This is a genomic window from Luteibacter yeojuensis (assembly GCF_011742875.1).
GTDB lineage: Bacteria > Pseudomonadota > Gammaproteobacteria > Xanthomonadales > Rhodanobacteraceae > Luteibacter > Luteibacter yeojuensis.
Window position 1 is genome coordinate 1,812,439 of the sequence record NZ_JAAQTL010000001.1, and the last position, 12,410, is coordinate 1,824,848.

The window sequence follows — 12,410 nt, forward strand, 5'->3', positions numbered from 1 at the left end:
ACGACGCCGCGTGTTCCACAGACACGACGGCGTCCCGTACGCATAACGAAGCGGTCACGGAAACACGGGGAGAATGAGCGGGCTAAGAAGGAGTCCGTTCCGTGCTTGCGCAGTATGTCTTTTCGTCACCCGATACACCGTTCCGCATCGTCCGCCACGGGCACCGCTGGCGCGCCCTCCGCGGCGACATCGAAGTCGGCCGCTACGATCTTCCCGAAGATGCCGTGCGCGACCTCCGCGAGCGGCATCCGTCCGCGCGCCTGCCGCGTCGCCTCGGCGACTGGCGGTTCATCCCCGATGCGCCGCTCCGGCATCTTCCACCGCCCAGCCCCTCCGCCCTCGCGCGTCTGTCACTGGCCTGAACGTGCCATCGGCGGCTCGCGCCGAATACCCATCATTTGAACGGCCACTCCCGGGCCAGTAACGCGAACACGACATCGTCCGTCCACTCGCCGCGCACGAGGCAGCTCTCCACGTGGTGCGCCTCCTGGCGGAAACCCAGCGAACGCAGCAGCGCCATGCTGGCGACGTTGCGCGGATCGACGGAACCCACCGCGCGGCGGTAGCCCCATGCGCCGAAGGCGAGATCGAGGACCGCACCCAGCGCTTCGCGCGCATATCCCCTTCCCTGCCGCGCCGGCATCAGCGTGACGCCGAATTCGATGGCATCGACATGGCGGGCCGGAAAGTGGATGCCGAGATCCCCGACAAGCTCGCCCGATGCCCGTTCGCGGATGGCCAGCTGGAACCAGCTGTCGGGTGCCGCGAACGCCTGGCCGGACTGCTTGGCGATGAACGCCTCCACCTCCGCCAGTTCGCCGGGTTTCCAGCCCTGGAATCGCGCCACGGCGTCATCGCCCCGGTAGGCGTACAACACGGGGGCGTCGTCGGCCGCGAGCCGGTCGAGGCGCAGGCGGGGCGTGGCGATGGCAGTGAAGTCGAGGTCGTCCATTCCAGTATCCTCTTCGGATTCTGCTTTCCCCCGCAAGTCAGGAGTGGATACCTTGAGTGCGATTACCGGTGGCTGCCGCTGCGGGCAGGTGAGATATGCGCTTTCCATGGAGGCGCTGCCGCCCAGCTACGCCTGCCATTGCCTCGACTGCCAGACCTGGACGGGCGTCGCCTTCAGCCAGAGCTGCGTGCTGCCCGGCGATACGCTGAGGGTCACGGGGGAGGTTGCGATCTACGAACTCGAAGGCACTCAAGGCCGGGTGTCGCGCCAGCGCATCTGCCCCACGTGCCATACCCGGGTCTACAACACGAATTCGGGACACGGTTTCGCGGTGCTGCGCGCCGGCACCCTGGACCGCAGCAACGAACTCGACTGCGTCGCCCACATGTGGACACGCCGCAAGCAGGCCTGGATAACGATTCCGCCCGGCGTGCGCACGTGGCCCGAGGCACCCGCGATGGGCGAACTCGCCGGCGCACTCGGGCTCGGATAGGCGCAGACTTTGTGGGCACCGCTGAAGCGGCTCCCACACAAAGCGTCCCCTGTGGGCAGTTCGCGCTTCATGGAAACAAAAAAACCCGCGGCAGCGGGTTTCTTTGTTTCCTCCGGGACCGCGCAGTGGCAGTTCGGGAGGGAATTCGGTGGTGCCGGAAATAGGAATCGAACCTACGACCTCATCATTACGAATGACGCGCTCTACCAACTGAGCTATTCCGGCGAGAAGCGGAATTCTAGGGGAACCCCGGGGCGCCGTGCAAGCCTTGGGCGGCCCTCAACCGGCCAGGCGCAGTTCCTTCGGCAGCGCGAAGGTGATGTTCTCGGCCTCGCCGTCGAGTTCGCGGACACTGCCCGAGCCCCAGGACTGCAGGCGGGCTATCACCTCCTGGACCAGCTTCTCGGGAGCCGAGGCGCCGGCGGTGACGCCGATGCGCGACTTGCCGTCCAGCCAGCTGCGCTCGATGTGCTCGGCGCCGTCGATCAGGTGGGAGGTGACGCCCCGCTTCTCGGCCAGCTCCTTCAGGCGGTTGGAGTTGGAACTGTTGACCGAACCCACGACGAGCACGAGGTCCACGGCGTCGGCCAGGCGGCGCACGGCGTCCTGGCGGTTCTGCGTGGCGTAGCAGATGTCGTCCTTGCGGGGGCCTTCGATGGTCGCGAACTTCGCGCGCAACGCGCCGATGATGGCGATGGTGTCGTCCACCGACAACGTGGTCTGCGTGACGAAGGCCAGCTTGTCCGGCTGCCGGGGCTCCAACGCCTCGACGTCTTCCACGGATTCGACCAGGTAGATGCTGCCGCTGTTGGCCGGGTTCCACTGACCCATGGTGCCTTCCACCTCGGGATGGCCAGCGTGGCCGATCAGCACCACGTCGTGGCCGGCGCGGCCGAGGCGCGCGACTTCCATGTGCACCTTCGTCACCAGCGGACAGGTGGCGTCGAACACGTTGAGGCGACGGCGGTCGGCCTCCTCGCGTACGGACTTCGGCACGCCGTGGGCGCTGAAGATCACCGTGGAACCGTCCGGCACCTCGTCCAGTTCCTCGACGAACACCGCGCCGTCGGCGCGCAGGCGCTCCACGACGTAACGGTTGTGCACGACTTCGTGGCGCACGTAAATCGGCGCGCCATAGGATTCGAGGGCGCGTTCGACGATGGCGATGGCGCGATCGACACCGGCGCAGAAACCGCGGGGATTGGCGAGGACGATGTCCAAGGGGAACCTCGGAGGCCGCTGAGGCCTGGTTGCGGGCTTGAGCGCCGTCGGGCGCAGGAACCAGGCGATTATCGCACGAGGTCGGGGAGCTCGCTGTAGGAGCCGCTATAGCGGCGAGGGAACCTCGCGACACCCCCGCAGGTTGGTCTCGCCGCTATGGCGGCTCCTACAGCCCATATGCGTCCTTGGTCAGGGTGAGACGGGCTTCTGCGATCCGCCGAACATGCTGAACACGATCAGGGCCACGGCGCCGACGCTGATGGCCGAATCGGCGACATTGAACACCGGAAAGGGATAGCTGCCCAGGAAGACCTGGATGAAATCGGTGACCTTGGCCGCATGCAGCCGGTCGATGACGTTGCCCAGCGCGCCCCCGAGGATCAGCGCCAGCGGTGCCGCGGTGCGCCAGTCGCCGCGTGGCGTGCGGGAGAGCCACACGCCCAGCGTGGCGCTCACTGCCACGGCCAGCAGCACGAAGAACCAGCGCTGCCAGCCGGCGCTGTCCGCCAGGAAGCTGAACGCGGCGCCCGTGTTGAAGGTGAGCGTCCAGTTCAGGATGCCGGGGATCACCGGGTGCGGCGTCTCCGCCGGCTGCAGGGCCGTGAGCGCCCACCACTTCGTCAGCTGGTCGAGCACGATCATGGCGGCGGCGAGCCACAGCCAGGACAGGGCGTTGGGTTTCGGGCGTACGGTCATTCGGAAAGCCATTGGCGGACAGGAACCCGCGCCGCCGGGCGGCGCGGGTGCTCGGGTATCGGCCGGTCAGAACCAGCGGCGGTCCTCGCCCTGCCCCGTCACGTTCGTCACGCAGCGGCCGCAGATCTCGGGGTGCGCCGGATCGACACCGACATCGGCGCGATGCTGCCAGCAACGGATGCACTTGACGGCGTCGCTGACCGCGGCAGATACGTAAACCTCCGCCCCGTCGAGTTCCACGCGCTCCGCCGTGGCCGGCCGGCTCTCGAGGGGAGCCAGCGCCACGTCCGAGGTGATGAAGAAAAAGCGTAGTTCGGACGCGGATTCGGCCAAGGCCGCCTGCGTCGCCAAGTCGGCGTGGATCGCGAGCGTGGCGTCGAGCGAGGCGCCGATCTGGCCCGCCTTGCGCATGCCCTCCAGCACGCGCGAAGCAGTCTCGCGGATCGCCAGCAGCGTCGCCCACCAGCCGCGCGCATCGCCGTCCTGGCGCACATCGAGGCCGTCGTAGAAGGTCTCGAACAGCACCGACTCGCCACGCGTGCCGGGCATGTGCGCCCAGGCTTCCTCGGCGGTGAAGCTGACGATCGGCGCGAGCCAGCGCAGCATCGCCTCGAGGATCCGGTACATCGCACTCTGCGCGCTGCGCCGGCCGAGGCTGTCCGTCGGCATCGTGTACAGACGGTCTTTCGTGATGTCGAGGTACAACGCACCGAGTTCGTTGGTGCAGAAGTTCTGCACGCGCTGGACGATCTCGGGAAAGTCGTAGCGCTCGTACGCGGCCACGATGGCGGCCTGCGCATCGGCCGCCTGCTGCACGGCCCAGCGATCGAGCGCGAGGCACGCGTCGGTGGCAATCAGATGCTTGTCCGGATCGAATCCGTCGAGGTTGCCGAGCAGGAAGCGCGCCGTGTTGCGAATACGCCGGTAGGTATCGGCCACGCGCTTCAGGATCTCGTCCGAGAGCGACATCTCGTTGCGGTAATCGGTGGAGCAGATCCACAGGCGCAGGATGTCGGCGCCGAGGGTCTTCATGATGTCCTGCGGCTCGATGCCGTTGCCCAGCGACTTGGACATCTTGCGGCCCTGCGCGTCCACGGTGAAGCCATGGGTCAGCACATGGTCGTACGGCGCGCGGCCGTGGATGGCCGCCGATGTCAGCAGCGAGGACTGGAACCAGCCGCGATGCTGGTCGGAGCCTTCGAGGTACATCACCTTGTATTCGCTGGCGTCGCCCGGCTGCAGCTCGGGGCGCGCGCCCAGCACGGCGAAATGGCTCACGCCGGAGTCGAACCATACGTCGAGGACGTCGGTCACCTTCTCGTACTTGTCGGCATCGTCGCCCAGCAGTTCGCGCGGATCGAGCGAGAACCAGCTGTCGATGCCCTCGAGCGCGACCTTCTGTGCCACCTTTTCCATGAGGGGCACGGTATCCGGGTGCGGCTCGTGGGTGTCCTTGTCGATGAACAGCGTGATCGGCACGCCCCAGGTACGCTGGCGCGAGATGCACCAGTCGGGACGGCCTTCGACCATGCCGGCGATGCGCTCCTCGCCCCAGCCCGGCACCCAGCGCACGGCCTTGATCGAAGTGAGCGCGGTACGGCGAAGATCGGCCTGTTCCATGCCGATGAACCACTGCGGCGTGGCGCGGAAGATCACCGGGGTCTTGTGCCGCCAGCAATGCGGGTAACTGTGCTTGAGCTTCGCCGAGGCGAGCAGCACGCGGCGATCGGCCAACAGCTTCACGATCTGGTCGTTGGCCTTCCAGATGTGCACGCCGGCGAAAGAAACGTCGCCCGCCAGCGGCAGGTCGGCGCGGTAGACGCCGCGACCGTCCACGTAGTTGAGCGTGCCGATGCCGTAGTTCTGGCCCACGGCGAAATCGTCCGCACCATGGTCCGGCGACGTGTGCACGGCACCCGTGCCGTCGTCGGCCGAAACGTGATCGCCGAGGATGATCGGCACCTGCCGGTCATAGAAAGGATGCCGCAGCTGCATGTTCTCGAGCGCCGCGCCCTGCACCCTGCCGAGCACGGCGTAGGTCGCGGAGCCCTGGACATCGCTCAATGGCTCGAACGCGTCGTATCGCTTGAGGGCGGCGACCCACAGCGGCTCGGCGAGCACGAGCAGCTGGCGGCGCCCTTCCCTCTCGGGGCCTTCCACGAGGACATAGTCGATTTCGCCGCCCAGGGAGACCGCCTGGCTGGACGGCAGCGTCCAGGGCGTGGTCGTCCAGATGGGCACGGCCACGATGGCGTCGCCCACGTCGACACCGAATTCGGCACCGATTTCCTTCGGATGGACGGCGTCGTACGCCACGTCCACCGCGGGAGATTCCTTGTCGGCGTATTCGATCTCCGCCTCGGCCAGCGCCGAGCCGCAATCGAAGCACCAGTACACCGGCTTGGCGCCGCGCACGACGTGCCCGTTGGCGACGATGCGCGCCAGCGCGCGGATCATGTCGGCCTCATAGGTGAAGTCGAGCGTGCGGTAAGGCTTTTCCCAATCGCCGAGCACGCCCAGGCGCTTGAAATCCACGCGCTGCAGGTCGATCTGCGCCATGGCGTATTCCCGGCACTTCTGCCGGAACGCGGCGGCATCGAGCTTGTCGCCCGCCTTGCCGAACTTCTTCTCGATGGCGATCTCGATGGGCAGGCCATGGCAGTCCCAGCCCGGCACGTACGGTGCGCGATAGCCGGCCATCAGCCTGGACTTCACCACGACGTCCTTGAGCACCTTGTTGACCGCATGGCCCAGGTGGATCGCGCCGTTGGCGTACGGGGGGCCATCGTGCAGCACGAAGACCTTGTCGCGCCCGGCGGTGCGCTCCTGGATCTGCGCGTAACGGCCCACGCGTTCCCACGTGGCCAGCCAGCCCGGCTCGCGCTTGGGCAGGTCGCCGCGCATCGGGAATGCCGTCTGCGGCAGGTTGATCGTGTTCTTGTAATCCTGGGTCATCGCTGGGAACCGTAAGCTTCTGGGGCTTCGACAAGTATGGGGTTCATCCCAAGGGCCTGCCGCGCGGCAATCTCGTCCTGGCGCATCTGCGCGGTAAGGGCGTCGAGACCGTCGAATTTTTCTTCGTCGCGCAGTTTCCGCACGAACTCCACACCGATGCGCTGGCCGTAGAGGTCGCCGGAGAAATCGAACAGATGGGCTTCGAGCAGCGGTTCGCGCACCTCGTTCACCGTAGGGCGGAAGCCGAGGCTCGCCACGCCCGGCCAGCTGCACGGCCCGTCGCCGATGCCGATGCGCACGGCGAAGATGCCGTGGATCGGACTCACGCGGTCGCCGAGGTGTACGTTGGCGGTGGGATAGCCCAAGGTCCGCCCCAACTGCTTGCCGCGCTCCACGTGGCCGTCGATCACGAACGGCCGCCCGAGCAGCCGCGTGGCCGCGGCGAAGTCGCCCTCGGCCAGCAGCGTACGCACGCGCGAGGACGAGACCCGCTCGCCGTCGACGATCACCGGGGCCACCGCATGGGCGGTAAAGCCCAGGTCGGCGCCCATGGCCTGCAACAGGGCGAAATCGCCCCCGCGACGGTGACCGAAACGGAAATCCTCGCCGACCCACACTTCGCGGGCGGCCATGCGCCCGACGATGACCTTGCGCACGAAGTCCTCGGCGGACATCTCGGTGAGCGCACGGTCGAAACGTAGCGACAGGAGTTCGCGGATGCCGGCAGCGGTCATACCCTCGGCCTTCTCGCGCACGCCCGAAAGGCGCGGCACCGGCTCCTTCGAGAAGAAGGCGCGGGGCAGCGGGTCGAATGTGATCACGGCGGGCAGCAGGGCCGCGGCTTCGGCACGCCGGCGCACCTCGACGAGGATGGCCTGGTGGCCCAGGTGCAGGCCGTCGAAGGCGCCGATCGCCACGATGCTGCCGCCGGGCGCGAGGCAGGGACCGTCGACGTCGCGATGGAGTCGCAGCGTCATGCCGGGGCGCCCAGGAATCGATGCGGAATGAAAGCCATCGGACCAGTATAGCGGCCCGCAAGGCCGCCGCGACCGTCAATGGGCGCGCAATTCGCGCAGGCGGAAGCCCAGGGCGAACAGGGTCGCGAGGTAGGCGCCGCCGCCCGCGCCGACGAGCACCGCCAGGCGCCATACCCGCTCCCACTTCTCGACGCCGCTCCAGTCCGGCCAGACGTACAGACCGGCCAGGAGAACGGCCACCATCACGCCGCACGACACCGCGAGGCGGACGAGGTGGCGACTCCAACCGGGTTGCCGCGTGTAGACGCCGGCCTTGCCGAGCCAGCGCCAGAGCAGCCACAGGTTGAGGTAGCTCGCCACCGCGCTCGCCATGCCGAGGGCCATGTGCAGGCCCGGGATCGCCGCAAGCGCCGCCATCCACGAGCCAGCCTTCTGTTCGGGGCTCGCCCACAGGAAGAACAGCAGGGCCAGGAAGGCCACGTTGAAGACCATGTTCGCCACGAGCGAGGCCACGCCGGCGCGCACGGGCGTCTTCGTGTCCTTGCGCGCATAGAACGCGGGCAGCACCACCTTGACCAGCGCGAAGGCCGGCAGGCCGAAGCTCAGCGCCGAGATGGAAAGCGACGCCATCTTCGTGTCGAAGGCAGTGAAACGGCCATGCTGGAAGATCGTCGCCACCAGTGGCACGGACAGGAGCATCAGCGCGAACATCGCCGGTACGGCGATCAGCAGGGTCGTGCGCAGACCCCAGTCGAGCGCGCGCGAGAAGCCTTCCTTGTCGGTGGCCACGTGGTGGCGCGACAGCGACGGCAGGATCACCGTGCCGAGGGCCACGCCGAACACGCCCAGGGGCAATTCGAGGAAGCGGTCGGCCTGCGAGAGCCAGCTCTGCGAGCCGGCGATCAGCAGCGAGGCGATCACGGTATCCAGAAGCAGGTTGATCTGGGCCACGGAGGAGCCGAACAGGGTCGGCACCATCAGCGTCATGATCCGGCGCACGTCCGGCGAACTCCATCCCCAGCGCGGCAGCGCGAGCAGGTCGAGGCCACGCAGGGCCGGCAGCTGGAAGACCAGCTGGAGCATGCCGGCCAGCAGGATCGCCCATCCCATCGCCATGATCGGCGTCTGCAACCGCGGGGCGAGCCACAGGGCGCCGGCGATCATGCACAGGTTGAGGATCACCGGCGTGAGCGCCGGCAGGCCGAAGCGGTGGAAACTGTTGAGCGCGCCGCCGGACAGCGCGGTGAGCGACACGAACAGCAGGAACGGGAAGGTCAGGCGCAGCAGGTCGACGGTCAGGGAGAACTTTTCCGGCGCCTCGATGGCACCCGGCGAGAACAGCGCGGTGACCTGGGGCGCGAAGACGATGCCGAGCGCGACCACCACGAGCAGCACGCCGCCGAGCGTGCCCGAGGTGAGCGACATCAGTCGCTTCAGGTCCTCGTGGGGCCGGGTCTCTTTCACTTCCGTGAAGACGGGCACGAAGGCCGTCGAGAAGGAACCCTCGGCGAACAGCCGGCGCATGAAGTTCGGGATGCGGAAGGCCACCCAGAAGGCGTCGGTGGCCGCGTTGGCGCCGAACGAGGCGTTGATCGCCATGTCGCGTACCAGCCCGAGCACGCGCGATACCATGGTCATGCCGCTGAAGCTGAGCATGCCGCGAAGGAGACTGGGGGTTTTCATCCGGTCGAAGGCCGCCTTGGGACGATCGGAGCGGCCCGGTAGGCCGCCGCAAACCCCTAGTTTGACAGCGACGATGGGGCGGAGGACAGTCCTTCCCCTGAAAAATCAAGGACAACCTTCGGCCGCCCGCGCCCCTGCCGGCCCTCGCTGCAGGAGCCGCCATGGCGGCGAGGGGAACTTGCCTCGCTGCTTCGTCGCTCCATTGGCTTCTCGCCGCTATAGCGGCTCCTACAAGGGAGATGGCCCTAACCTATTGACGCGACCCGCCTTTGGCCCCAAAATGGGCGTCTTTTTTAAAACCAACCGAACTCTGGAGCTTTACCTTGGCCAACATCAAGTCCGCGAAGAAGCGTGCGCGTCAGTCGGAGCAGCGCCGTCTGCGCAACGTCAGCGCGCGTTCCATGGTGCGTTCCGCACTGAAGAAGGTCGTCAAGGCGATCGACGCCAAGGATAAGGCCGGCGCCGCCAGCGCCTACGCCGTCGCCGTGCCGGTGATGGACCGTTACGCTGCCCGTGGCCTGATCCACAAGAACAAGGCCGCTCGCCACAAGAGCCGCCTGAACGCGAAGATCCGCGACCTGGCGTAAGCCTGCGCGACATCGTCGTTCACGAAAAAGCCGGCTCACGCCGGCTTTTTTGTACTTATAAAAAAGCAGGCCGCCTCACGCCGGCTTTTTTGTACTTATAAAAAAGCAGGCCGCCTCACGCCGGCTTTTTTGTTGCCCTTTATCTGTAGGAGCCGCTATAGCGGCGAGAAGCCAACGAAGCCATGAAGCAGCGAGGCAGGCCGCCCTCGCCGCTATAGCGGCTCCTACAGGGCAGTCACTCACCCCGCATGCGTACGTCGTCCATGGCCTCAGTCCGCTCACGCCGCGCCGCGCGCTCCGCGTCGAAGAACTGCTGCACCTTGAGGCATACGTCCCAGGTACCCACCTGGCCCGCGGCGGAGACCACGAACCACGGCGCGGTCCACTCCAGGCGCGCCACGATATCGTCCACTACCCGCTTCAGCTCGTCCTCGTCGTCGATGACGTCGGACTTGTTGATCACCAGCCAGCGGGGGCGGTCGACCAGCTCGGTGTCGAACTGCTGCAGTTCGTGCTCGATGGCGCGCACCTGCTCCACCGGATCGGAACCGTCGATGGGGTGGATGTCGACGACGTGCAGCAGGAGGCTGGTGCGCGAGACATGACGAAGGAACTGGATGCCCAGGCCCGCGCCTTCGGCCGCGCCCTCGATGATGCCGGGGATGTCCGCGATCACGAAGCTCTGGTCGGTGCCGATACGCACGACGCCCAGGTTCGGGTGCAGCGTGGTGAAGGGATAATCCGCCACGCGCGGCGTCGCCGCCGATACGGCGCGGATGAAGGTGCTCTTGCCCGCATTGGGGAAGCCCAGCAGACCCACGTCGGCCAGCAGGCGCAGCTCGAGCTTCAGGTCGCGCACCTCGCCCGGCGTGCCCGGGGTAGCCTTGCGCGGCGCCCGGTTCACCGAGCTCTTGAAGTGAATGTTGCCAAGACCGCCACGGCCGCCCTGCGCCACCTTCAGGCGCTGGCCGTGCGCGGTGAGGTCGCCGATCACCTCGTCGGTATCGACGTTGGTGACCACCGTGCCCACGGGCACGCGGACCTCGATGTCGTCGCCGCCCTTGCCATACATCTGGCTACCCATGCCGCCCTGGCCACGAGGGGCCTTGAACGAGCGCATGTGCCGGAAATCCACGAGCGTGTTGAGGCCCTCGTCGGCCACCAGCCACACGGAACCGCCGCTGCCGCCGTCGCCGCCGTCGGGGCCGCCGAAGGGAATGAACTTTTCGCGACGGAAGCTCACGCAGCCGTTGCCGCCGTCACCGGCCGAGACTCTGATTTGCGCTTCGTCGACGAATTTCATAGGAAAGAGTGAACCGTGAAGAGTGAACCGTGAACCGTATAGCGCGAATTGCCATGGCGGAGCCACTGACGGTTTACGCTTTACGGTTCACGCTTTACGCAAAAACGAAAAGCCCCGCCTATGGCGGGGCCTTCGTTATCGCGTCGAAGGAGGCTTACGCCTGGACGACGTCGACGAACTTGCGGCCCTTGTCGCCGCGGGTCTTGAACGACACGGTGCCGTCGACCAGCGCGAACAGGGTGTGGTCGCGGCCGAGGCCGACGCCCACGCCGGCGTGGAACTTGGTGCCACGCTGGCGAACGATGATGTTACCGGCTTCGACAGCCTGGCCACCGTAGATCTTCACGCCGAGGTACTTCGGGTTCGAATCGCGGCCGTTACGGCTGGAACCTACGCCTTTTTTATGTGCCATGACTTATATCCTCCGGCGACTCAGGCGTTGATGCCCGTGATCTCGATTTCGGTGTAATGCTGACGGTGTCCCTGCGTGCGCTTGTAGTGCTTGCGACGACGGAACTTGACGATGCGGATCTTATCGGCGCGGCCGTGGGCGCGAACCTTCGCGCTGACGGTGGCACCGGCGACCAGCGGGGCGCCGACGGTGATCGACTCGCCTTCGCCGACAAGGAGGACCTGGTCGAACTGGACGGTGGAATCGACTTCGGCGTTGAGCAGCTCGACGCGCAGGACTTCGCCTGCCATCACGCGATACTGCTTGCCACCGGTCTTGATGACTGCGTAGCTCATGGTGGTTTCCTGTTGCTGTTTATGTAGTTCTTTTTGGGTGTTGCGGGTGTTGCGAATCGCGAATTATAGCGGGGTGCAAAAGGCAAGGTCAATCAGCGGGTTAAAGAAACACCCCAGGACCGGCAAATCCCTCAAGTGCCGCAAAAACAATAACTTGCAAAGAACCGCCGCTCCTGCGGAGGCAGGAGCGACGGCGTGGGGGAGGTACTTCAGTTCCCCGACGGTCTCTCGTTACTTCTTCGGTGCCGGGGCGGGCGCCGGCTTCGCCGCCGCGGTGGCCGGACACTGGCCCTGCTGGTTCAGCGTGCCCTGGCTCTGGAGCTGCGAAATCATCTGCTTGCCGCGCTCCTGGCCCCATTGCTTGCCGATCTGCATGCCCTCGGCCATCGTGGCCGGCATCTGGGTGATCACCTTCTGGCCCAGGGGCGAGCGGTAGAACTTGAGCAGGCCGTCGATGTCCTCGGCCGTGAAATGCTTCTGGTAGACCGGCACCATGCGGCCGATCAGCTGGTTGGTGGCGTTGGCGTCCACGAAACCCTGCCAGTAGCTGGCCGGCACGCAGGGCAGCGCGTTCTGCATCACGCCCGCCATCTGGCTGTTCATCTGGCTGAGCATGCGGCCCATGCCCACGGCATCCATCAGCTGGCGCACCTGCTGTTCGGACGGCACCGCCGCCAGGGCCTGCCCCGCACAACCCGCCAGCACGAGGCCGGCGGCAATCCCTGTCCACTTACGCATGCGTGTCTTCCTCTCGGATGATTGGCTGTGATCCCTCCCCGGGATCGGGCCATGGTAG

At 66.6% G+C, this 12,410-nt stretch carries 13 protein-coding genes and 1 tRNA gene; 3 read left to right on the forward strand and 11 right to left on the reverse strand.

Annotated features, from left to right (window positions below; genetic code table 11):
* Nucleotides 1-101 precede the first annotated feature (101 nt).
* Nucleotides 102-362, forward strand: a complete 261-nt coding sequence (locus HBF32_RS08380; protein WP_193570344.1) for a hypothetical protein — start codon at nt 102-104, stop codon at nt 360-362.
* Between the two features lie 32 nt (nt 363-394).
* Here the strand turns inward: HBF32_RS08380 and HBF32_RS08385 are convergent, their stop codons facing one another.
* A complete protein-coding gene (locus HBF32_RS08385; RefSeq protein ID WP_166699211.1) occupies nt 395-952 on the reverse strand; it encodes a GNAT family N-acetyltransferase in 558 nt (185 codons plus the stop codon).
* A 52-nt stretch (nt 953-1,004) separates the two neighbouring features.
* Here HBF32_RS08385 and HBF32_RS08390 point away from each other — a divergent pair, with 52 nt between their 5' ends.
* On the forward strand, nt 1,005-1,445 hold the full coding sequence (locus tag HBF32_RS08390; protein WP_205287726.1) for a GFA family protein: 441 nt from the start codon (nt 1,005-1,007) through the stop codon (nt 1,443-1,445).
* 149 nt (nt 1,446-1,594) lie between these two features.
* Here the strand turns inward: HBF32_RS08390 and HBF32_RS08395 are convergent.
* The 6 genes from HBF32_RS08395 to murJ all read right to left on the reverse strand — a co-directional run bounded on the left by HBF32_RS08395 (nt 1,595) and on the right by murJ (nt 8,977).
* Nucleotides 1,595-1,670 (reverse strand) — tRNA-Thr (locus HBF32_RS08395).
* A 54-nt stretch (nt 1,671-1,724) separates the two neighbouring features.
* Entirely contained in the window at nt 1,725-2,666 is a 942-nt protein-coding gene (gene ispH / locus HBF32_RS08400) for a 4-hydroxy-3-methylbut-2-enyl diphosphate reductase (RefSeq protein ID WP_166699213.1), read from the reverse strand.
* Between the two features lie 189 nt (nt 2,667-2,855).
* On the reverse strand, nt 2,856-3,362 hold the full coding sequence (lspA, locus tag HBF32_RS08405; protein WP_166699214.1) for a signal peptidase II: 507 nt from the start codon (nt 3,360-3,362) through the stop codon (nt 2,856-2,858).
* Between the two features lie 66 nt (nt 3,363-3,428).
* Nucleotides 3,429-6,317 (reverse strand): isoleucine--tRNA ligase, encoded by a 2,889-nt coding sequence (gene ileS / locus HBF32_RS08410; RefSeq protein ID WP_166699215.1) that lies wholly within the window; start codon nt 6,315-6,317, stop codon nt 3,429-3,431.
* Nucleotides 6,314-7,294 carry a bifunctional riboflavin kinase/FAD synthetase gene (locus tag HBF32_RS08415; RefSeq protein ID WP_166699216.1) on the reverse strand — a complete coding sequence of 327 codons (981 nt, stop codon included), beginning with the start codon at nt 7,292-7,294 and terminating at the stop codon, nt 6,314-6,316. The genes ileS and HBF32_RS08415 overlap by 4 nt, the downstream gene beginning before the upstream one ends.
* Nucleotides 7,295-7,369: 75 nt before the next feature.
* Nucleotides 7,370-8,977, reverse strand: a complete 1,608-nt coding sequence (gene murJ, locus HBF32_RS08420; protein WP_166699217.1) for a murein biosynthesis integral membrane protein MurJ — start codon at nt 8,975-8,977, stop codon at nt 7,370-7,372.
* A 323-nt stretch (nt 8,978-9,300) separates the two neighbouring features.
* On the opposite strand from murJ, the gene rpsT reads away from it, so the two are divergent.
* Nucleotides 9,301-9,564 carry a 30S ribosomal protein S20 gene (gene rpsT / locus HBF32_RS08425; protein ID WP_166699218.1) on the forward strand — a complete coding sequence of 88 codons (264 nt, stop codon included), beginning with the start codon at nt 9,301-9,303 and terminating at the stop codon, nt 9,562-9,564.
* A gap of 235 nt (nt 9,565-9,799) precedes the next feature.
* On the opposite strand, the gene cgtA is transcribed toward rpsT, so the two are convergent.
* The 4 genes from cgtA to HBF32_RS08445 form a co-directional block, all read right to left on the reverse strand.
* A complete protein-coding gene (cgtA, locus tag HBF32_RS08430; RefSeq protein WP_166699219.1) occupies nt 9,800-10,867 on the reverse strand; it encodes an Obg family GTPase CgtA in 1,068 nt (355 codons plus the stop codon).
* Between the two features lie 154 nt (nt 10,868-11,021).
* Complete coding sequence (rpmA, locus tag HBF32_RS08435; RefSeq protein ID WP_072321611.1) at nt 11,022-11,279, reverse strand: 50S ribosomal protein L27; 258 nt, start codon at nt 11,277-11,279, stop codon at nt 11,022-11,024.
* Nucleotides 11,280-11,299: 20 nt separating this feature from the next.
* Nucleotides 11,300-11,614 (reverse strand): 50S ribosomal protein L21, encoded by a 315-nt coding sequence (rplU, locus tag HBF32_RS08440; RefSeq protein ID WP_166699220.1) that lies wholly within the window; start codon nt 11,612-11,614, stop codon nt 11,300-11,302.
* A 231-nt stretch (nt 11,615-11,845) separates the two neighbouring features.
* A complete protein-coding gene (locus HBF32_RS08445) occupies nt 11,846-12,352 on the reverse strand; it encodes a DUF2059 domain-containing protein (protein WP_166699221.1) in 507 nt (168 codons plus the stop codon).
* Nucleotides 12,353-12,410 lie beyond the last annotated feature (58 nt).